Raw genomic sequence first — 21053 nt, 5'->3', positions numbered from 1 at the left:
CTGGTGATCGCAATCCTGAATCTGATTGCTGTCGCAGGTCGGCGTAAAGCGCTGGAACGCGGCCGGATAGCGCTTAAAGTAAGCCGGACCGTGGCTGCCCATCTGGTGCAGTACGATGATGCCGTCATTGTGCAGACTGTCGACATAGTTATCAAAGCGATGCAGCAGGACGTCATCGAGGCAGAAGCCACCGTGGCAGTACTGTGGCAGCTGCCACTGCGTCATATCGGTATGCGGCACGCGGTCGCAGGCACCCTTGCAGCCGCCGTCGTTTTCGCGCCACAGCACGCTGACTCCGGCATGGGCCAGCACATCCAGCACGCCTTCCTGATGATGGGCGAGGTTCGCGTCATAATGCTCGCGCGGCATATTCGAGAACATGCACGGCACCGAAATGGCGGTTTCTGTGCCGCAGGAGCTGGCGTTGGGATAATAAATCACCTGCTGCTTTTTCAGCTGTGGGTTGGTGTCGCGCGCATAGCCGCCGAGGGAGAAGTTCTCCGCGCGCGCAGTTTCGCCCACCACCAGCACCACCAGCGTCTTCTTCGGCCCGGCGGTGATTAGCGGTCCTTTCTTCGCATCTTCGCCAATCTTTACCAGCGCCTGGCTGCCCTGCAGATAACGCTGATCGACATAATGGCCGGTGCCACTGACAATATTGGCAGGGGTGATCATCTTCACAAGGCCTTTGTTATTGCGGATCAGCGAAGCGTAGTCTTTGTAGAACAGCACAGCCATCAGCAGAATCACCAGTACGGCACCGAGCGCACTGGCGAGGCGCTGCAGCAGGTTCCACCACCAGCGCTGGCGATTGCTGATACGGACGCTGCACACCAGCGCGACCGGAAGAATGCCCATCAGCAGCATCCAGATGACATAGTTGCGGCTCATCAGCGCGCCGGTTTCCTGCGCATTCGACTCAAACACGTTTTCAATCATGTTGGTGTCGATGACCGTACCAAAGCTGTGCATAAAGTAGTTGGCGGCGGCGCTGGCGAGAATCAGCACAATCAGCAGCGGTTTGCGTATCCACGGCCAGGCCAGTAGCGAGAAGAGCAGATAAAACGCCGCGACCAGCACCACCGGCATGCTGGCGGCGAACAGGTAATCATGCACGCGTGTGTAGGGAATAATTTCCCACGCGCGCAGTAAAAACAGGGCATTGAGGACAAAGGCAAAGAACAACGCGGCCAGTAAATTAAAACTGTTGTCGTGACACTGTAACTTAGAGGTCAGTTTCATGGAGACTCATCGGAATAACGGAATATGACAATCGTATGAATTGAAGATGAGGAAAACCTTAACCGCGTCTCCTTACCTGATTGATTCCCTGACTATTGCCACGGTGACGGAAGCTGGCGTGGTTGTCGCCATGTACAGTACCAGTAATAACGGTTTATGCCTTGCACTATGTCACTAAGCTGTTATCAATAAGAGTGGATAGGTTCATTGCGGAGGTGATGTGGCTGAGCAATTAGAGTTTTTTCCGGTTCCGAGCCCTTGTCGCGGTATCTGCCAGAGCGATGCGCGCGGCTATTGCCGTGGCTGTCTGCGCAGCCGGGAGGAGCGCTTCAACTGGATGAAATTCAGCGATGCGCAAAAACGCGAGGTGCTGCGCCTGTGTCGCCAGCGCCTGTTGCGCCTGCAGCGTCAGCAAAAAGTGGATGAAAATCCTGATCCACAGCAACCGGAGCTGTTTTAAGAAAACGCGCCGTGCGCATTTGGTTATACTCGCGCTTTCGCTATTGCGCAGAAGGGAGTTTAACCATGTTACAACCGCACGCTATTGCCCCACAGGGACCCGCTTTTTCGCCGCTGATCGCCGGTTACTGGCGGCTGATGGAGTGGGGCATGACGCCGCAGCAGCTGGTGCAGTTTATTGAGCATCATCTGGCATTGGGCATCACCACCGTTGACCACGCCGACATCTATGGCGACTATCGCTGTGAAGCCGCGTTCGGCGAAGCGCTGCGCCTGGCACCGCAGCTGCGTCAGCAACTGCAAATCGTCACCAAGTGCGGCATTGCTACCCGCGCGAAACCCGAGCATAAAATCGGTCACTACATCACCGAAGCCAGCCACATCCTGCACAGTGCGGAAAACTCGCTGCGCCACTTTGCCACCGATTATCTCGATCTGCTGTTGATTCACCGTCCGGATCCGTTAATGGATGCGGATGAAATCGCCGACGCCTTCCTGCAGCTGCATCAGAGTGGCAAGGTGCGTTATTTTGGCGTGTCCAACTTTACCGCTGCGCAGTTCACGCTGCTGCAATCCCGTCTGCCGTTTAGCCTGGTCACCAATCAGCTGGAAATCTCACCGCTGGAGCAGTCGGCGCTGCTCGACGGCACGCTCGACCAGTGCCAGCAGACGCGTATGCGCCCAATGGCGTGGTCGTGCCTCGGTGGCGGCCGCCTGTTTAACGATCCGCACTACCAGCCGCTGCGCGATGAGCTGGAACAGGTGCGTCAGGAGATCGGTGCCAGCAATATCGAGCAGGTGGTGTATGCCTGGGTAATGAAGCTGCCCAGTCGTCCGCTGCCGATTATTGGTTCCGGTAAAACTGCGCGCGTCAGCGACGCGGTGAAAGCCTGTGAACTGACGCTGGATCGCCAGCAGTGGTTCCGTATTCGCAAGGCGGCGCTCGGCTACGATGTGCCCTGAAGCGTAAATCTGCGTCAAACTACGGCAGCCTGGGCAAAAGCGGTCCAGGCTTAGAGGGAATCTGAACCGTAAGGAGACGTTATGAAAAAAACCATTATGGCCGTGCTGACGCTGGTGTGTGCTGCCGGTGCACACGCGGCGTCAGAAGACGTGACGCTGCATCAGGTGACGGCGCAGGGTATCGGTGAGTCGATCGGTAAGGTGACCATCAGCGAAACCCCGTATGGTCTGCAGTTCGCGCCGGCGCTGAGCGGGCTGAAACCCGGCATTCACGGCTTTCACGTCCACGCCAAAGGCAGCTGTGAGCCCGGCGAATCCGCCGGCAAAACCGTGGCGGCCGGCGCGGCGGGTGGTCACCTCGATCCGCACAACAGCGGCAAGCACCTCGGTCCGTATGCTGACGGTCACCTCGGCGATTTGCCCGCGCTGTATGTCACCGACGACGGCAAAGCCAGCTATCCCGTGGTGGCGCCCCGTCTGAAATCGCTGAGCGAGATCAAAGGCAAAGCATTGATGGTGCATGTCGGCGGCGATAACCATGCAGACCATCCGCAACCGCTTGGCGGTGGCGGGGCACGTCTGGCCTGCGGCGTGATCTGACTACCGGGCGGCGACGGGCCTGACCCGCCGCCGCCGCGCAGAAAAATTCTGACCCATTTTCCTGCTACTCAGCGGCAACATTCCATCCTATGATGTTGATTCAGGAACGGAACCGCTAAGGGGCAGGCATGAAAACGCGTGGGATTTTGCTGTTGTGTTTAGCGCTGGTGGGCTGCGATCGCCCGAATGATACCCAGCTACGACTGGAGGCCAGCCGTCAGCTGCAGCGTGATATAGATACCAATCCGCTGCGCGCCAGTTGTGAAAATATTGCCCGCGGCCGCGAATGGCTGACGCAGCATACCCTGCAGCGGCTGCAAGCCAAAGGCTGTCAGAACGTCCTGCGCAGCGCCACCGAAACCAATTTCACTCATACCGAAATCCGCCGTCACAGCATCACCGTGGTGTGCGGCGGCATTCAGGGCACCAGTTTTACCGGCAGCACGCTGGCACGGCGCTTTATCTACTCGTCGGACGAGAAAGCGCTGGTGATCGAACCGATGTCCGAGCAGGATAAAACCCGCTTCGAAGGGCAGAAGACCCTGCAACAGCTGCACGATGACTTTGATCGGCAGTTTACCCAGTACTGTGAATGATCAATCCGGCACCGCCTGACGCAGCTGCGCCAGCGAACAGCGCAGGCGCCACAAAATACCCGCCAGGGTATTCGCGTCGCTCTCCGGCTGCCCCTGAAGCTGATCAATGGCCTGCTGCAGCGTATCCAGCGCGGTCTGCAGCGAGTCGTGACGCACACCGCGCAAACTCATAATGCGCTGCAAATCCTGCAGACTGCTGTCGCGCAGCTGCGCCAGCGCCGGTGAGCGGGGTTGCCAGGCGCGCAGCTGCCAGACAATGTGCGAACAGTTCAGCAGCACCACGCCCCAGCGCAGCAGCCACAGGCGCGCCTGCTCATCACGGCTGTGGCTCAGCTGGCTGATGTGATGATAAATCTGCGATTCAAACCGGCTTTCACTCAGACGCGGCTGGCGACGTAGCTGATCGAGAAAAGCGTGGCGCAGCGCCCGGATATGGCGCCGGCTGCGGCGCGCATCAGAACCCGGCTGTAACACCTGAAACGCCAGCCACGCCAGCAGGACGCCACACACTTTTGCCAGGTTATCGTTAAGGAAGCTCTGGAAATCCCAGTCTGGCGGATTACTTACCGCGATAAACGATCCCATAAACACAATAAACTGGCCCCACAGCGCGGCGCGTTGCTTCTGTTGCAGCTTAAACAGTTGCAGCGTCAGCAGCAGCGGGAACAAAAGCAGCAAAAACTGCCACAGCGCGCTGATTTGCACCATCAGACCAAACTGCAGCACAAAGCTGAACAGCGACAGCCACAGCAGCGTTTTCAGCAGCAGCGACACGCTGCCGCCGGGCGAAGGCGATGACGAGTAGAGCACGCAGGCAATAGCGGTAAGCGTCAGCGCGGCGGCGCCAGCGTCCCACTGGGTCCCAATCCAGAACGCGCAGCCCAGCATGATCACGCTAAACGTGCGCAGCGCACTCCAGCCAGCTTCGGCACTGTCGCTGGCACGTGCCAGTGCCGGCGCGTAAGGCGGCTGGAAACGGGTGTCAGCGTCGGCGCGCTCAATCAGGCGAATCCAGCGCTCCACATTCAGCCACACCCAGCAGAAGTAGCGCAGCCGCTGGACAAAAGCACGCTGGCGGAAATCACCGTGCACGTCCGGCGTGATGCTGCGCAGAATCTGCGCCAGACGGTATTTATCACACTGCGGCTGCGCCAGTTCGTGCAGCAGCTGTTGCATTGCGCTGTACAGCACCGGCGGCGCGTCGGGCCAGTTAAGCAGCATGCGCCGCAGGCTGGAGAGCACGCTGGTCAGGCGCAGCTGCTGATGCAACACGTAGTTAAGCACGTTATTTTGCCGGCGGAAGCGATAGTGGCTCCAGAAGGCCTGAATGCGCAGCAGATTCATGGTGAGGATTTGGCTGATCACCGTTTCGTGGGCGGTGCGCACATTTTCCGTGCTGCTCTGCTGCAACAGCAGCACCGCGTGGTCAAGCAGGCGGGTGTGCATCTGGCGCAGCGATAGCATCAGTGCGCTGCCGTCCGAGGTGCTGGGCAGGATCATCATCATCAGCCCGGCACAGAGAATCCCGACGATCACTTCGCACACGCGCGCCTGGGTGATGTCCCACAGCTGGCTGACGTCGCTAACGTTAACGCTGCTGAAGGCGATAATCGCGGCGGTGTAACCGGCCAGTGAAAAGGCGTAGGCCACATTGTTCTGAAAATGGCTGGCGACCCAGGTGCAGAGCGCCAGCCAGCCGGCCATGAAAAAGGCAAACAGCCACGGTTCGTTGAGCGTATGACCGGCAATCAGCAGCGCGGCGCTGGCACCGAGCAGGCTGCCGACGATGCGGCCAAGGCTTTTGCTGATGGCACCGCCGACGGTGGGGAAACTCACCACTGCGGCGGACGTCATGGCCCAGTAAGGCTGATCCAGCTGCAGCGCATACGCCAGGGTGAGCGCCAGACACATCGCGATTGCGTTACGCAACGCATAGCGCCACTCGCCGCCGGTTGCCTTTATCCACGGCAGATTGTGCCAGGCCAGCCACTGCAGATTCATGCCGGCCTCAGTGCGCGACAGTGATGGTGCAGGTGGTACCGGCTACCAGCGGCACATTATCCGGTACCGCGTTTAGCCGGATACGCACCGGGACGCGCTGCGCCAGCCTGACCCAGGGCACGTTGGGTTTGATATCAGGCACCAGACCGCCGTCGCTGGCGATGCTTTGGTCGTAAATGGCCCGCCCGATACTCTCCACCTGGCCCTGCAGTCGTGCGCCGTTGCTATACAGCACGATTTGCGCCGCCGCGCCGGGCTGGATATGGCGCTGTTTGGTCTCTTCGAAATAGCCCATCACATAGTAAGAGTGGCTGTCGACCAGCGCGAACAGTGGCGTACCGGCGGTCGCGTAATTGCCGGCACGCAGCGTCAGGTTACTGACCCAGCCGTCGGTCGGTGCCGTCACCGTGGTTTGCTGCAGGTTCCAGCGCGCCTGATCGAGCATCGCCTGTGCGGCTTTCGCTGTGGCGGCCGCCGCATTCGCGTTGAGGCGCGCCGCGTCCATATCTTCAGCGGAGATCACGTTACGCGGCAGGCTGGCACGGCGATCCGCCTCATGCTGCGCTTTGGCGAGGTCGGCCTGCGCCTTCGCCAGCTGGGCCTGCGCATTGGTCAGCGCAATCTGCCACGGCACCGGATCCAGCGTCAGCAGCACCTCGCCTTTATGCACAAACTGATTGTCGCGCACGGCCAGCGTGCTGATACGGCCGGAGACCTCGGGCGTCACGTCCACCAGTTCAGCGCGCACTTTGCCATCGCGCGTCCACGGGGCCTGCATGTAGTAGTTCCACATCCACCAGCCTGCGAGCAGCGCCAGGGTAAACACCACAAGGGTAGAAAAGTACTTAAAGGGGTTGAATTTCATGGTGATTTATCCGAGGCTCAGTATCCACAGTGCGCCGCTCACGCACAGAACAAACAGTGAGAGATCCATTAAGGTGGGGTGCCAGACATCGCCGGAGTAGATCCAGCCGCGCAGCAGCGGATGAATCAGCAGCCAGAAAAAGAAGCCCAGCAGCACCGCTTTGAACAGCGGCGGGAAGAACAGTGAGGCACCGAACACCAGATCGGTCAGCGGCGCCGTCGCGGTGAGCGCGAAGATTGACACGTGGCATCATCCTTTTTACCCGGGCACGGTTAAATCAAGTGTAGACAGCGGGCGTGCCGTCTGGCCCGGGATTTGTAATTTGTCCTGTAAACTCGCAGAATAGTGTAAAATCTGGCTTGATAGCTAGCAAGCTAATTATAAGGAGATGAAATGGATACGCCGCTTGGAACAGATCTGTCTCGCCTGGTGCGCATCTGGCGCGCGTTGATCGACCAGCGTCTGAAGCCGCTTGAGTTGACACAAACCCACTGGGTGACGTTGCACAATATTCATCAACTCCCGCCAGAGCAGTCGCAGATTCAGCTGGCGAAAGCCATCGGTATTGAGCAGCCGTCGCTGGTGCGTACGCTGGATCAGCTGGAAGAGAAGGGGCTCATCACCCGCGCCACCTGCGCTAACGATCGCCGCGCCAAGCGCATCAAGCTGACCCGTCAGGCTGAACCGATCATTGAGCAGGTCGAAAACGTGATAGACGCGACGCGTGACGACATCCTCTCCGGCATCAGCCTCGAAGAGATCAATCAGATGGTGACGCTGATTGCCCGGCTGGAAAAAAACATTCTCGAGTTGCAGAACCGCGAGAAATAAAAAAACCGACGCACTGGCGTCGGTTTTTTTTATCTGTGCGCTTAGCGCGGAGAGACGGTGACCTGGCTGCCGTTGGAGGCCATCACCACGCGCTGGCCGACTGAGTAACGGCTGGCGGACTGCTTCTGCACCACCATAATGGTATTGCCGTCATCCTTACGGATCTCCAGCTCTACGCCGTCAGATTTGTTGAGCGCACCCTGCACGCCCTGACCGGCTACGCCGCCCAGTACCGCACCGCCGGCCGTTGCCAGACTGCGCCCCGCGCCGCCGCCAATGGTATTACCGAGGAAACCACCCAGCACCGCACCGCCAATGGCACCGATCACATTACTGTCATCGCCGCCCTGAATTTTTACCGGACGCACGGAGACCAGCGTACCGTATGAGACGCTTTGAACCTGCTTGGCTTCGCTGGCGCTGTAAACATCGCCGGAAAGGGTATCGTTATTAACACAGCCAGCCAGCGTGATACCCGCCAGGGCTACGGCTACGAAACGCTTAATCATGAGAAAGCTCCTTAATGCAAAAAAACGCCATATTCTCGTCCTGTACTGCAACAGTATAAGTCAGAAAATGGTCAATTGACGCGATGTCCGAACAATATGCGGCTGGGCCGAAGCATAGACCACCGCCCATCAACAAAAATTCAATTGCCGGATGAAAATAGTTTGCTACCGGAATGCGTGTCGCAGCGCAGTTGAAAAGCGGAAATTTATCATAGAATTAGCCCCGGTAATTTGCCAGGCTAAACACAGATGCATTGCAGGCCCGCAAACGGGTAAGGAAGCGCTATGAAATCAGGACGCTATATCGGCGTGATGTCCGGCACCAGCCTGGACGGCGTAGACGTCGTGCTGGCCGCGATCGACCAGCATATGGTGGCGCAACAGGCCAGCTACTGCCATCCCATCCCGCTGGCGCTGCGTCAGCAGGTACTGGAAATTTGTCAGGGACAGACGCTGACGCTGTCGCAGCTCGGTCAGCTTGATACCCGGCTCGGCCAGCTGTTTGCGGAAGCCGTACTGACGCTGATGCAGCAGCAGGCGCTGGAGGCCAGCGATATCATGGCGATTGGCTGCCACGGCCAGACGGTGTGGCACGAGCCGCAGTCGGCGGCACCGAATACGCTGCAAATTGGCGACAATAACCAGATCGCTGCCGCGACCGGCGTCACGGTGGTGGGCGATTTTCGCCGCCGCGACATGGCGCTGGGCGGCCAGGGCGCACCGCTGGTACCGGCTTTTCACCAGGCGTTGCTGATGGACAGCGTCGAACGGCGCATGGTGCTGAATATTGGCGGCATCGCCAATCTGTCGCTGCTGATCCCCGGTCAGCCGGTGCGCGGCTTTGATACCGGGCCGGGCAATATGCTGATGGATGCGTGGATCTGGCGCCACAAAGGCTTGCCGTTTGATAAAGATGCCGGCTGGGCGCGCAGTGGCCAGGTCGTACCCGCGCTGCTGGAGCAGATGCTCGGCGATCCGTGGTTTGCGCTGCCGCCACCCAAAAGCACCGGTCGGGAATACTTCAACCTGGGCTGGGTAGAACAGCAGCTGCAGCGCTTCCCGGCGCTGGCCCCGCAGGATGTGCAGGCAACGCTGTGCGAGCTGACCGCGCTGACTATCGCCCATCAGGTACAGCTCAACGATGGCTGCGATCGTCTGCTGGTGTGCGGCGGCGGCAGTCGCAATCCGCTGCTGATGGCGCGGCTGGCCGCGCATTTGTCTGGCACTGAAGTGGGCACCACCGATCAGGCCGGTATCAGCGGTGATGATATGGAGGCGCTGGCCTTTGCCTGGCTGGCGTTCCGCACCCTGTCCGGGCTGCCGGGCAATCTGCCGGCGGTAACCGGCGCGCGCGAAATGAGCGTGCTGGGCGCCATCTATCCCGCCAATTCCCACGCAATACGTTAAGGAGCAAACATGAAAAAGATGATCGTGCTGGCCGGCACCCTGACCTTACTCAGCGGCTGTGGTATCTGGCATAAACCCGCACCCGCACCCGCGCCAGAGACGTTACATTACCAGTGTGGCACGCTGCCGCTGACGGTCACGCTGGACAACGCGAAGCAGCAGGTAAGCTTTATTCTGGACGGCAAACCACTCACGCTGACCCAGACGGTGTCTGCCTCCGGCGCGCGTTACAGCGATGGCACCTACGTTTTCTGGTCAAAAGGCAATGGCGCTTTTGTTGAACGCAACGATAAAATCGTGATTAATGATTGTGAACTGCAGAACGCGGATGCCTCCGCACAGTAAGAGAGAACCGGGATACCAGCATGAGCGACAGTGACAGCTTGCAACACATTGCCCACCTGCGTCGGGAGTACACGCGTGGCGGGCTGCGGCGCAAAGATTTGCCAGATACGCCTCTGGCGCTGTTTGAGCAGTGGCTGCAGCAGGCGTGCGCCGCGCAGCTGCCCGATCCCACCGCTATGACGGTGGCGACGGTGGACAGCAGCGGCCAGCCCTATCAGCGCATCGTCCTGCTTAAACACTACGATGAGCAGGGCATGGTGTTTTACACCAACCTCGGCAGCCGTAAAGCGCTGCAGCTGGCGGACAATCCGCGCATTTCCCTGCATTTTCCCTGGCACTTCCTTGAGCGTCAGGTAATGGTGCTGGGCGAAGTGGAGAAACTGTCGCCGCTGGAAGTGCTGAAGTACTTCCACAGCCGTCCGCGAGACAGCCAGATTGGCGCCTGGGTATCGAAACAGTCGAGCCGGATTTCCGCGCGCGGCGTGCTCGAGGGCAAATTCCTTGAGCTGAAGCAGAAGTTTCAGCAGGGGGAAGTGCCGCTGCCGAGTTTCTGGGGCGGATTCCGCGTCAGATTCCACACCATGGAGTTCTGGCAAGGCGGCGAACATCGCCTGCATGACCGCTTCCTTTATCAGCGTGATGGCAGCGGCTGGACAATCGACCGTTTAGCACCGTAAAACTGCGTTTTATCCCCTTTCAGCGCTGGCGCACGGCTCGTCAGCGCTTTATGCTATAGCCCTCATTTTTTTCGTATCCGCACGTCAGCGGACAGCTGTGTACCAGCATAGGTGCAGTCTGATCAATTTGGAGTCAGTGATGACCAGCAGTAACCTGATACAACAATTGCAAGAGAGAGGCTTAGTAGCCCAGGTAACGGACGAGGAAGCGTTAGCAGAGCGGCTGGCGCAAGGGCCAATTGCACTCTATTGCGGCTTTGATCCCACCGCTGATAGCTTGCACTTGGGCCATCTGGTGCCGCTGCTGTGCCTGAAACGTTTCCAGGATGCCGGCCACAAGCCGGTGGCCCTGGTCGGCGGTGCCACCGGCCTGATTGGCGATCCCAGCTTTAAAGCGGCCGAACGTAAACTCAATACCACGGAAACCGTTAACGAGTGGGTAGAGAAGATTCGCAAACAGGTTGCGCCTTTCCTCGATTTTGACTGCGGCGACAACAGCGCCATCGCGGCCAACAACTATGACTGGTTTGGCGGCATGAACGTGCTGACCTTCCTGCGCGATATCGGTAAGCACTTCTCGGTCAACCAGATGATCAACCGTGAAGCGGTGAAGATGCGCCTGAACCGTGAAGATCAGGGCATCTCCTACACCGAGTTTTCCTACAACCTGCTGCAGGGTTACGACTTTGCCGAACTGAACAAGCGCTACGACGTGGTGCTGCAGATTGGCGGCTCCGACCAGTGGGGGAACATCACCTCCGGCATCGATCTGACGCGTCGTCTGCATCAGCAGCAAGCGTGGGGACTGACGGTGCCACTGATCACCAAGTCGGACGGCACCAAATTTGGTAAAACCGAAGGTGGCGCGGTATGGCTGGATGCGAAGAAAACCAGTCCGTACAAGTTCTACCAGTTCTGGATCAACACCGCCGACGCCGACGTCTATCGCTTCCTGAAGTTCTTCACCTACATGAGCATTGAAGAGATCAATGCGCTGGAAGAAGAAGACAAAACCAGTGGCAAAGCGCCGCGCGCGCAGTATGTGCTGGCAGAGCAGGTGACGCGTCTGGTGCACGGCGAAAGCGGTCTGAGCGCGGCGAAGCGCATCACCGACAGCCTGTTCTCCGGCAGCCTGAGCGATATGACCGAAGCGGACTTTGAGCAGCTGGCACAGGATGGCATGCCGACCATTAGCCTGAATGCGGACGACGATCTGCAACAGGCGCTGGTGGCGGCGGAACTGGTGCCGTCACGCGGCCAGGCGCGCACCATGATTGGCTCCAACGCGGTGTCTGTCAACGGTGAGAAACAGTCTGATGCCGAGTATCGTTTTAGCGACAGCGACAAACTGTTTGGTCGTTACACGCTGCTGCGTCGCGGCAAAAAACACTACTGCCTGATTAGCTGGCAGTAAGGTGCAAGGGCCGGTCTCCGGCCCTTTTTTATGGCAAGCAGTACAGGGCAATAATGAAAAATATCCTCGCAATCCAGTCTCACGTGGTTTATGGCCACGCCGGTAACAGCGCGGCCGAATTCCCGATGCGACGCATGGGCGCCAACGTCTGGCCGTTAAACACCGTGCAGTTTTCCAATCACACCCAGTATGGTCACTGGACCGGCACCGTGATGCCCGCCACCCATCTGACCGATATCGTCAGCGGGATCGCCGCCATCGATCGTCTGAAAACCTGCGATGCGGTGCTGAGCGGCTATCTCGGCTCGGCGGAGCAGGGCGAACAGATCCTGGAAATCGTGCGTATGGTGAAGGCGGCGAATCCTGACGCCTGGTATTTCTGTGACCCGGTGATGGGCCATCCGGAAAAAGGCTGCATCGTCGCGCCCGGCGTAGCGGAGTTTCATTGCAAGCAGGCGATGCCGGCCAGCGATCTTATCGCGCCGAACCTGCTGGAGCTGGAGATGCTCAGTGGCCAGACGGTCGCTAACGTGGAGCAGGCGGTGGTTGCCGCTCGCGCATTGATTGCGCAGGGGCCGCGCGTGGTGCTGGTGAAACATCTGGCGCGCGCCGGACGCCGTAGCGATCGCTTTGAAATGCTGCTGGTCACCGCCGATCAGTGCTGGCACATCAGCCGTCCGCTGGTGGATTTTGGTGTGCGTCAGCCGGTGGGGGTTGGCGATCTGACCAGTGGCCTGCTGCTGGTTGACCTGCTGCACGGCAAATCGCTGCAGGATGCGCTGGAACATGTGACGGCGGCAGTATATGAAGTGATGCTGAAAACCCACGAGATGGGCGAGTATGAACTGCAACTGGTGGCGGCGCAGGATGCAATTGCGCAACCCACGCAGCACTTTGCGGCAGAACAGCTGTAATCGCTGTTAATTAACAGGCCGGCCAGCATGCCGGCCTGTGGCGTCAGACCAGACCTTCAGCCTTCAGTGCGGCCTGAACCGCCGGCCGCGCGGCCACCCGCGCAAACCATGCCTCCAGCGCGCTCAAACCTTCCAGATTCAGTTTGATGGCTTTTGCCCAGCGCGTAACCACAAACAGATAGGCATCGGCGACGGTGAAGCGTAACCCCATCAGCCACTGTTTATCCTGCAGCGCATCGTTAACGCGCTGAAATTTTTGCTCCAGCTGTGCACGCACTATGGCTTTGTACTCTTCCGGCGTATCCGGACGGAACAGCGGGGAAAAGGTTTTGTGCAATTCGCTGCTGATGTAGCTTAGCCACTCCAGCGTGTGGTAGCGCGTCAGGCTGCCGGTCGGTGCCAGCAGGTTGCGATCCGGCTTGAGATCCGCCAGATACTGCACAATCGCCACGCCTTCCGTCAGTATGCTGCCGTCATCAAACTGCAGCGCGGGAACCTGTCCTTTGGGGTTTATCTGCCAGTAATCTTCTCCGCGCTCGGTGACTTTCTTCTGCAGATCGACATTGACCTGCGTAAAATCCAGCCCGCATTCGCGCGCAACGATATGCGGCGAGAGCGAACAGGCACCGGGCTTACAATAGAGTTTCATCATGGCCTCTCCTGATGAGTTGTTGTGATGTCAGCAGCATAAAACTGCCAGAAATTTTTACCAGTGACAGCGATCAGGAATTGCGGGCGGGCGCGGGAAATTCAGCGGCCGCCTGCAGTCGCGGCGGCAGTGCCGTGAGCGCGAAATCCCAGAAACAGCGTACCTTGGGCGCCATGTTTTTCACCCGCTGCGCCACCAGATGCACCGGCAGCGGTGCCGGCTCCCACTCGCTCAGCAGGCGGATCAGCGTGCCAGCCTGCAGTTCATCTATCACCTGATAAGACAACAGACGGCCAATGCCCTGGCCACTGCGCAATGCATCCAGCTGGCTGGCGATATCATTGACGCGCAGGCGTGGGGTGATGCGCACACGCAGGTCGTGCGCGAAGCGCCACTCACGGGTATGGCGCACGCCTGCCACCAGCGCATGCATGCTGAGCTCAGCCGGATGGGCTGGGATTCCGGCCTGGCGAAGGTAGTCCGGGCTGGCGACCAGCATCGAGCGTACGCTGCCGACGTTGCGCGCCACCATCGACGAATCCTGCAGCTCGCCAATGCGCACTGCAATATCCAGCCCGTTTTCAATCAGGTCCTGATAGCTGTCGCTTAGAATCAGTTCGATTTGCATTTCCGGATGCTGTTGCAGAAAGGCATTGACCAGTGGCATCACGTGGCGACGGCCACACATCACCGGGGCGGTGATGCGCAGCAGGCCGTGCAGTCCGCTGTGGTGGGCGCTGTCGAGCGCGCTCTGGTAATCGTTAAGCAAGCGCTGCGCCTGCTCAAACAGCTGCCAGCCGCTCTCGGTGGGAGCCAGCTGGCGCGTGGTGCGTTCAATCAGGGTGGTGCCGAAACGTGCTTCCAGCGCATTCAGCGTGCGGGTAATGACCGGCGGCGAACGCTGCAATACGCGCGCCGCGCCAGCCAGGCTGCCCTGCTGAATCACCGCAACAAACACCTGCAGCTCGTCAAATCTGTCCATGAGCCATTCCCGAGCTCAGCCGTGCAAGGCGAGCATAAAAAGCGTGTTGCTTAAACTACAGCGGAAAGCGGGGGTTGTGAAGGGGGATAAAAAAAGCCGGGCTTAGCCCGGCTCAGAAACGATTACTGGTTAGCGCTGGCGCGCTTCAGTTCTGCCTGCGCGTCATCCTGCGTCATGCGGTTGAGCAGCGGGGCGGTAATCAGCATCAGCAGGGCGATTACGCCAGTGGCGATACCAATCTGCTGGAACACCTGGCTATACACGGCCAGTGAGGCGTGTGGATCGGTGACGTTTTCCGGCACCGCCATCAGGTTCGCTACCTTACCGGCAATCATCGCGGCGCCAGCGGTGGTGAGGAACCAGGAGCCCATAATGAAGCCCATCAGACGCTGTGGCACCAGCTGCGCCACCATCGCCAGGCCGAGACCGGAGATCATCAGCTCACCGATACTCTGCAGCGCGTAGCTCAGAATCAGCCAGTTCACCGAAACGATACCTGCCTGGTTCGCGAATTTCGCGCCAAACGGCAGCACCAGGAACGCTGCAGAGCACAGCACCATGCCAATGGCAAACTTGTGCGGCATCGGCAGCTTATCGCCAAGCTTGTTATAAACTGCCGCCAGAATCGGGCTGGCCACCATGATCCAGAACGGATTGAGCGCCTGGAACTGTTCCGGCTCAAAGGTGATACCGAGAATCGCGTGCTCAACGTTACGGATGGCGAAGAAGTTCAGCGAGGTTGGCATCTGCATGTACAGCACGAAGAACACAATGGCTTCGACCATCAGCAGGAAGGCGACAATCATTTTGCGGCGTGCCGCGCCGTGCAGCGCAAAGGCTTCTTTGGCAAACACCAGCACGATACCGATCGCGATCACGCCCAGCGTCATGCGGGCAATGCTCTGATGATGCAGCAGCCAGGTGGCCAGTGCGATCAGCGCAACCACGCCGACAAGGGTCATCAGCAGCTTACCGACCTGCAGCGGCGCAAAGTCTGGTTTGGAGCCGTAATTCTTCACCAGGCGCTGGCAGAACAGGAAGTTCAGCAGGGTGATCACCAGGCCCACCACCGACAGCGAAAACGCCGCGCCCCAGCCATATTTGGCCGCCAGCCACGGAGTCAGCATCATGGAGAACAGCGAACCGATGTTGATCGACATGTAGAACATGGTGAAGGCACCGTCGATGCGCGGATCGTCTTTCTCGTAGCAGGTCGACAGCAGTGAAGAAGGGTTAGCCTTGAACAGCCCGCTACCCACGGCGATGGTCGCCATGCCGACATACACCATGGTGGTGTCATGACCGGAGAAGGCAATCATCGCATAGCCCAGCGCCAGCACAATGACGCCGAGAATAATCACGCGTTTGGTGCCGAGCACTTTGTCGCCCAGCCAGCCGCCAATGGCAACCAGGCCGTAAACCAGTGCGCTGAACGAGGTGAACAGGGTGATGGAGTCCGCTTCGGACATCCCCAGCTGTTTCACCAGATAGACCGCCATGATGGCTTGCAGACCGTAGTAGCCAAAACGCTCCCACAGTTCGATGGAGAAGATCAAATAGAACGCTTTCGGCTGACGGAAGGCGTTAAGGCTTACCGCCTCATCAGTGTGTTTGTTTGCAGTTGACACGTATACCTCAGTTTATACATCGCCTGTTTTACAACAGGAATTAAGTCTGCGTCGGGCTGGGTAATCCCGCGCAACATTGTTATTAGAAAGGAAAAACGGCGCCTAATTTGGCTGAATCAGGCCAACAGGGCAAGCATTTTCTGCACGCTGAAATACTTGTTACAGGCAGGGTTATAACCAGGATAATAACTTGTAAATCAGTGTTAAATATCACTGCGTGACATTATAGCAGGATAATTGTTCTTGTTGCAGATCGGTTGATGGATTTTCCTGAGATAAACTGCTTTTCCTGCTCTGGGCAGGACATAATATTATCCAGCCCGTTAAGATGGATGATTCCCCTGATTTTTGCTGAAGAAGTAAGCGCAATTGTCTGATTGTTGAGCACAATAAGCGGCTGACAGTTCGCCGCAGGCTAATTTGTTGATCCTGTGCACAAAATTATCAATTAATTAGAAATGTAAAAAAAGAAAACGATTGCCGCTCTCCCGTTTGCCGACAATTTCACCACTTAATCACGGCTTTCATTGTATAAGCTCTGCAACGCCTCCGGCGGCAGCGACCTGCTGCGCCAGGCAGGGGGAGGATGGATAGCCGATCGCCAGCCCTTCGACAGCCTGAAGAAATTGCTGTAACCTCGTTTTTTCCCTGCAAGGAACTCATCATGAAGCAGTCCGCTCGTGTCGCTCTCGTGGGCGATTACCGTGCCAGTGCCGTCGCGCATCAGGCCATTCCTCCTGCCATTCAGCTTGCCGCCGCCACACTCTCCCTTGACGTAACCGCCGACTGGATCGCCACGCCGGAAATCGATCTGCCGCGTCTGCACGACTATGATGCCGTCTGGGTGGTGCCTGGCAGTCCCTTCCTGAATGATGCCGGCGTGTTCGGCGTCATTCGCTGGGCGCGCGAAAGCGGTAAACCCTTTTTAGGCTCGTGCGCCGGCTTTCAGTATGCGGTGGTGGAGTACGCGCGCAACGTGCTGGGCTGGGAGGATGCTGGTCATGCCGAGACCGACCCTGACGCGCGCTGGGTGATTGCGCCACTGGCCTGCTCGCTGGTCGAGCAGCGCGGTGAGGTCACGTTTGAGCCGGGTTCGCGTATTGCTCAGGCCTACGGCGCGCTGCAGAGTAACGAAGGCTATCACTGCAACTTTGGCGTTAACGCTGAGTTCAGCGAGGCGCTGGCCACGCGCAATCTGCGTATTACCTCATGGGATCTGGAGGGGGATGTGCGCGGGGTAGAGCTGACCGATCATCCGTTCTTTGTCGCCACGCTGTTCCAGTCTGAACGCGCCGCGTTACAAAACCGGCTGTCACCGCTGGTCGTGGCGTGGCTGCAGGCGGCGCATTAACGGTTAATAAGCGGTCTACGGCGCGCAGGGTCGCGCCGTTACCGATCAGTCGGTCTTTTCCGTGAACTCACACAAATCTTCAATCAGGCAGGAGCCACAGCGCGGTTTACGCGCCACGCAGGTGTAGCGACCGTGCAGAATCAGCCAGTGATGGCAGTCAACCTTAAAGTCGGCAGGCACCACCTTGAGCAGCTTCTGTTCTACTTCCTCAACGTTTTTACCCGGCGCAAAGCGGGTGCGATTGCTGACGCGGAAAATGTGGGTATCCACGGCAATGGTGGGCCAGCCAAAGGCGGTATTAAGCACCACGTTGGCGGTTTTGCGCCCGACGCCGGGCAGGGCTTCCAGTGCCGCGCAGTCTTCCGGCACCACACCGCCGTGCTGCTCCAGCAGGATGCGGCAGGTTTTGATGACGTTTTCCGCTTTGCTGTTAAACAGGCCAATGGTCTTGATGTACTCTTTAACGCCTTCCACGCCGAGCGCCAGCATTGCCGCTGGCGTATTGGCCACCGGATAGAGTCGGGCGGTGGCTTTGTTGACGCTGACATCGGTTGCCTGTGCCGACAGCAGCACAGCGATCAGCAGCTCAAACGGTGAGCTGAAATTCAGTTCGGTGGTCGGATGGGGATTGGCGTCACGCAGTCGCGTGAGGATCTGCAGGCGTTTATCCTTATTCACACAGCCTTCCCGGTTTCGCCCTGCGGCGCGGCCGCAGCAGCGTCCAGCTGACGTGCGGCGCGCTGCTTCATTTTCTGATCGATCAGGTATTTGCCGGCCAGCAGCATACCGAGGCCGATAAACGCACCCGGCGGCGGCATCGCCAGCAGCATTGGTGAATCAAAATGCACCACTTCAATGCGCAGCGCTTTAGCCCATGGCCCCAGCAGCTGATCAGCGCCGTTGAACAGCGTGCCGTTACCAATCAGTTCACGAATCGAACCCAGCGTCACCATTGCGCAGGTAGCGCCCATACCGATGGCAAAGCCATCAAGCGCGGAGAGGGGAATGCTGCTTTTCGATGCCACCGCTTCCGCACGTCCCACCACAATGCAGTTGGTGACGATCAGCGGGATAAAGATGCCCAGCGACTGATACAGGCCATAGGCATAGGCGTTGATCAGCATCTGCACGCAGCTCACCACCGAGGCGATGATCATCACGTAGATCGGAATACGAATCTCACCCGGCACCCAGCGGCGCGAAGCGGAAATCGCACTGTTGGTGATGGTCAGTACCAGCGTGGTTGCCAGTCCGAGGCCCAGCGCGTTAGTAGCGGTTGAGGTCACCGCCAGCAGCGGACAGAGCCCCAGCAGCTGCACCAGCGCCGAGTTGTTCTTCCACAATCCGCCAATCAGTAAATTTTTCGCTTCACTCATGGTGCATCTCCACATTCAGGCAGCGAAGCGAGCTTCGCTGGCAGCGTTTCAATCAGCAGCGCCGTGCGTTTGGTGGCGTTGACCACCGCGCGCGGCGTGATGGTCGCGCCGGTAAACTGGTCAAATTCGCCACCGTCTTTTTTCACGGCAAAGGCTTTATCGTCGGCACCGTGCACCACTTTGCCGTTAAAACTGTTAATCCAGTCGGAAATTCGCAGCTCGATTTTATCACCCAGACCCGGCGTCTCATGATGTTCAATCACGCGTACGCCCAGCACTTTGCCGTGGAAATCGGCGCCGACCAGCATCTGTATCGCGCCAGAATAGCCGTCAGGGGCGGTGGTCTCAAGTGCGGCGGCCACCGGGTGATCCCCTTTGCGCGCCACATACAGATGATGCGGTTTGTCGTTGCCGAGCGCGCGGGCATCGGTCACCAGCAGACACTCCTGCTGAATATTGTTGTCGTACAAATCGGTGGGCACCACCTGGTCGAGCAGGTTTTTTTGCTGCAGCGCGGTCTGGTGATCGACCGTCGGTTTAGTGACATAGTTGACCACCGCCGTCACGCCGGTGGTGATCACGGCAAACATGCCCAGCGTGAACGCGTTTTTACGAATGGTTTCGATCATCATCAATCCCTGCGATGTCCATACACGCGCGGCTGCGTGTAGTAGTCAATCAGCGGCACGCAGATGTTAGCGAGCAGCACCGCGAAGGCGACGCCATCCGGATAGCCACCGAAGCTGCGAATCAGCCACACCAGCAGGCCAATCAGCGCACCGTAAATCAGCCGGCCACGGTTGGTGGTGGACGCGGTGACCGGATCGGTGGCAATAAAGAACGCACCGAGCATGGTCGCCCCGGAGAACAGATGCACCAGCGGCGAGTTCAGCGACTGCGGCGCGAACAGCCAGCCGAGCGTGGCGCACAGCGCCAGCGACAGCAGGAAGCTGAACGGGATATGCCAGCGGATGGCGTTCTTCGCCAGCAGCAGCATGCCGCCGAGCAGATAGCCGAGATTGACCCACTGCCAGCCGAGGCCGGCCAGTACGCCGCCATAAATCGGCTGGGCCAGCAGCTGTTCGGCGCTGTGCCCGGCGCGCAGGCCGGTTTTAAAGGTATCCAGCGGCGTAGCCTGGCTCACGCCATCCACACCCAGCTGCAACTGCTGCATGGTGTCACCGGCCAGCGTGTGGCCGGTAAAAATCATACTGAGTGAGTCCATCAGGCCAGGTTTGATCGCCTGCAGGACATCCGGCGGCAGCCAGCTGGTCATCTGCACCGGGAAGGAGATCAGCAGTACCACATAACCGACCATGGCCGGATTGAACGGATTCTGGCCGAGGCCGCCGTACAGTTGCTTGGCGATAACCACAGCAAATACGGTACCTAGCACCACCAGCCACCACGGCGCCAGCGGCGGCAGGCTGATGCCCAGCAGCAGCGCCGTCAGCAGGGCAGAGTTGTCCGCCAGCGTCGGCACTACCGGCGCGTGACGCAGGCGCAGAATCGCGCCCTCGGTAATCCATGCGGTAGCGACCGCCAGCAGCACCTGAATCAGGAAGCCGATGCCAAAGAAATACCACTGTGCCGCCATGCCGGGCAGCGCGGCCAGTACCACCAGCAGCATGATGTTGCCGGTGCTGCGGCGGTTATGGGTATAAGGCGAACTTGCAATACGAAAAGCCATTTAGTCCTCAGTCGTCGAAGGCTGCTGCTGCGCTTTACGCGCTTTGGCACGGGCGACCGCTGCGGCAATCGCCGCTTTGCGTGGGTCGGCGGAGTCAGGAGAGGCAGCAGCCTCCACTTCAGGGGATGCGGCGGGCGCGTCGATTGTCTGCTGCGCTGCGGCCGCGGCTTTCTTCGCTTTGGCACGCGCAATCGCCGCTTCAACCGCCGCTTTGCGCGGATCGACCTCAGCCGCTGGCGTTTCCGCTGCAGGCTCAGCGTCCGTCGGCACCTGTGCCGCCGCAGCTTTCTTCGCTTTGGCACGGGCAATCGCCGCTTCAACCGCCGCTTTGCGCGGATCGACCTCAGCCGCTGGCGTTTCCGCTACCGGCTCAGCGTCCGTCGACACCTGTGCTGCAGCGGCTTTCTTCGCTTTGGCACGCGCAATAGCCGCTTCAACCGCCGCTTTGCGCGGATCGCTTTCTGCGGTCGTGGTGTCAGCGGCTGGCTGTGCCGGCGCGGCCACTTTTTTCGCTTTAGCACGCGCAATGGCGGCTTCCACGGCGGCCTTGCGCG

The 21053-nt window shown here is 59.0% G+C and carries 23 protein-coding genes and 1 pseudogene; 11 read left to right on the top strand and 13 right to left on the bottom strand.

The genetic code is table 11. The features are described 5' to 3' along the window. On the bottom strand, nt 1–1242 hold a 1242-nt coding region (locus FT726_RS20895), incomplete at its 3' end, for a phosphoethanolamine transferase domain-containing protein (protein ID WP_346303365.1). Nucleotides 1243–1462: 220 nt separating this feature from the next. On the opposite strand from FT726_RS20895, the gene FT726_RS20890 reads away from it, so the two are divergent. The 4 genes from FT726_RS20890 to FT726_RS20875 all read left to right on the top strand — a co-directional run bounded on the left by FT726_RS20890 (nt 1463) and on the right by FT726_RS20875 (nt 3860). Continuing rightward, entirely contained in the window at nt 1463–1702 is a 240-nt protein-coding gene (locus FT726_RS20890; RefSeq protein WP_021506211.1) for a DUF1289 domain-containing protein, read from the top strand. 65 nt (nt 1703–1767) lie between these two features. After that, entirely contained in the window at nt 1768–2664 is an 897-nt protein-coding gene (locus FT726_RS20885; RefSeq protein ID WP_021506210.1) for an aldo/keto reductase family oxidoreductase, read from the top strand. Between the two features lie 81 nt (nt 2665–2745). Further along, nucleotides 2746–3264: a superoxide dismutase family protein gene (gene sodC / locus FT726_RS20880; protein ID WP_021506209.1), complete on the top strand. Its 519-nt coding sequence runs from the start codon at nt 2746–2748 to the stop codon at nt 3262–3264. Nucleotides 3265–3392: 128 nt separating this feature from the next. Continuing rightward, nucleotides 3393–3860 carry a hypothetical protein gene (locus FT726_RS20875; protein ID WP_021506208.1) on the top strand — a complete coding sequence of 156 codons (468 nt, stop codon included), beginning with the start codon at nt 3393–3395 and terminating at the stop codon, nt 3858–3860. Here FT726_RS20875 and FT726_RS20870 read toward each other — a convergent pair whose 3' ends face one another. The 3 genes from FT726_RS20870 to FT726_RS20860 are packed head-to-tail and all read right to left on the bottom strand — an operon-like array spanning nt 3861 to nt 6969. After that, nucleotides 3861–5861 (bottom strand): FUSC family protein, encoded by a 2001-nt coding sequence (locus FT726_RS20870; RefSeq protein ID WP_288422576.1) that lies wholly within the window; start codon nt 5859–5861, stop codon nt 3861–3863. A 7-nt stretch (nt 5862–5868) separates the two neighbouring features. Continuing rightward, on the bottom strand, nt 5869–6726 hold the full coding sequence (locus tag FT726_RS20865) for an HlyD family secretion protein (RefSeq protein WP_346303364.1): 858 nt from the start codon (nt 6724–6726) through the stop codon (nt 5869–5871). Nucleotides 6727–6732: 6 nt separating this feature from the next. Continuing rightward, nucleotides 6733–6969, bottom strand: a complete 237-nt coding sequence (locus FT726_RS20860; RefSeq protein WP_021506205.1) for a DUF1656 domain-containing protein — start codon at nt 6967–6969, stop codon at nt 6733–6735. 150 nt (nt 6970–7119) lie between these two features. Between FT726_RS20860 and slyA the strand changes: the two genes are divergently transcribed. Beyond that, nucleotides 7120–7557 carry a transcriptional regulator SlyA gene (gene slyA / locus FT726_RS20855; RefSeq protein ID WP_010618966.1) on the top strand — a complete coding sequence of 146 codons (438 nt, stop codon included), beginning with the start codon at nt 7120–7122 and terminating at the stop codon, nt 7555–7557. 41 nt (nt 7558–7598) lie between these two features. Here the strand turns inward: slyA and slyB are convergent, their stop codons facing one another. Next, nucleotides 7599–8066 (bottom strand): outer membrane lipoprotein SlyB, encoded by a 468-nt coding sequence (gene slyB, locus FT726_RS20850; RefSeq protein ID WP_021506204.1) that lies wholly within the window; start codon nt 8064–8066, stop codon nt 7599–7601. Nucleotides 8067–8351: 285 nt separating this feature from the next. Here slyB and anmK point away from each other — a divergent pair, with 285 nt between their 5' ends. The 5 genes from anmK (at nt 8352) to pdxY (ending at nt 12823) form a co-directional block, all read left to right on the top strand. Further along, nucleotides 8352–9473 carry an anhydro-N-acetylmuramic acid kinase gene (gene anmK, locus FT726_RS20845; RefSeq protein ID WP_127834029.1) on the top strand — a complete coding sequence of 374 codons (1122 nt, stop codon included), beginning with the start codon at nt 8352–8354 and terminating at the stop codon, nt 9471–9473. 9 nt (nt 9474–9482) lie between these two features. Next, on the top strand, nt 9483–9818 hold the full coding sequence (locus FT726_RS20840; RefSeq protein WP_346303363.1) for an MliC family protein: 336 nt from the start codon (nt 9483–9485) through the stop codon (nt 9816–9818). A 20-nt stretch (nt 9819–9838) separates the two neighbouring features. Beyond that, nucleotides 9839–10495: a pyridoxamine 5'-phosphate oxidase gene (pdxH, locus tag FT726_RS20835; protein WP_021506201.1), complete on the top strand. Its 657-nt coding sequence runs from the start codon at nt 9839–9841 to the stop codon at nt 10493–10495. Between the two features lie 139 nt (nt 10496–10634). Further along, a complete protein-coding gene (gene tyrS / locus FT726_RS20830; RefSeq protein ID WP_346303362.1) occupies nt 10635–11909 on the top strand; it encodes a tyrosine--tRNA ligase in 1275 nt (424 codons plus the stop codon). A 53-nt stretch (nt 11910–11962) separates the two neighbouring features. After that, entirely contained in the window at nt 11963–12823 is an 861-nt protein-coding gene (pdxY, locus tag FT726_RS20825) for a pyridoxal kinase PdxY (RefSeq protein WP_058776274.1), read from the top strand. A gap of 43 nt (nt 12824–12866) precedes the next feature. Here pdxY and gstA read toward each other — a convergent pair whose 3' ends face one another. The 3 genes from gstA to dtpA all read right to left on the bottom strand — a co-directional run bounded on the left by gstA (nt 12867) and on the right by dtpA (nt 16082). After that, nucleotides 12867–13472, bottom strand: a complete 606-nt coding sequence (gstA, locus tag FT726_RS20820; protein ID WP_282996264.1) for a glutathione transferase GstA — start codon at nt 13470–13472, stop codon at nt 12867–12869. 73 nt (nt 13473–13545) lie between these two features. Next, nucleotides 13546–14454, bottom strand: a complete 909-nt coding sequence (locus FT726_RS20815; protein ID WP_058776276.1) for a LysR family transcriptional regulator — start codon at nt 14452–14454, stop codon at nt 13546–13548. A 122-nt stretch (nt 14455–14576) separates the two neighbouring features. Next, the gene (dtpA, locus tag FT726_RS20810) at nt 14577–16082 is read right to left on the bottom strand and encodes a dipeptide/tripeptide permease DtpA (RefSeq protein ID WP_058757699.1); all 1506 of its coding nucleotides are present in this window, start codon (nt 16080–16082) and stop codon (nt 14577–14579) included. Nucleotides 16083–16746: 664 nt separating this feature from the next. Between dtpA and FT726_RS20805 the strand changes: the two genes are divergently transcribed. Then, the gene (locus FT726_RS20805; RefSeq protein WP_288422585.1) at nt 16747–17433 is read left to right on the top strand and encodes a CTP synthase; all 687 of its coding nucleotides are present in this window, start codon (nt 16747–16749) and stop codon (nt 17431–17433) included. A gap of 45 nt (nt 17434–17478) precedes the next feature. Here the strand turns inward: FT726_RS20805 and nth are convergent, their stop codons facing one another. The 5 genes and pseudogenes from nth to FT726_RS20780 form a co-directional block, all read right to left on the bottom strand. Beyond that, on the bottom strand, nt 17479–18111 hold the full coding sequence (nth, locus tag FT726_RS20800) for an endonuclease III (RefSeq protein ID WP_288422586.1): 633 nt from the start codon (nt 18109–18111) through the stop codon (nt 17479–17481). Next, the gene (locus tag FT726_RS20795) at nt 18108–18809 is read right to left on the bottom strand and encodes an electron transport complex subunit E (protein ID WP_346303361.1); all 702 of its coding nucleotides are present in this window, start codon (nt 18807–18809) and stop codon (nt 18108–18110) included. The genes nth and FT726_RS20795 overlap by 4 nt, the downstream gene beginning before the upstream one ends. Further along, nucleotides 18806–19438 carry an electron transport complex subunit RsxG gene (gene rsxG / locus FT726_RS20790; protein ID WP_278707595.1) on the bottom strand — a complete coding sequence of 211 codons (633 nt, stop codon included), beginning with the start codon at nt 19436–19438 and terminating at the stop codon, nt 18806–18808. Before rsxG ends, FT726_RS20795 begins: the two co-directional genes overlap by 4 nt. 2 nt (nt 19439–19440) lie before the next feature. Next, entirely contained in the window at nt 19441–20499 is a 1059-nt protein-coding gene (gene rsxD, locus FT726_RS20785; RefSeq protein WP_058769716.1) for an electron transport complex subunit RsxD, read from the bottom strand. Beyond that, nucleotides 20500–21053, bottom strand: a pseudogene (locus tag FT726_RS20780) (electron transport complex subunit RsxC); the annotation flags it as partial.

The sequence above is a fragment of the Pantoea sp. Morm genome, from assembly GCF_016643525.1.
GTDB lineage: Bacteria > Pseudomonadota > Gammaproteobacteria > Enterobacterales > Enterobacteriaceae > Pantoea > Pantoea dispersa.
Note: the sequence above shows the minus strand (reverse complement) of the source record. Positions and strands in the feature narration are given on the sequence as shown.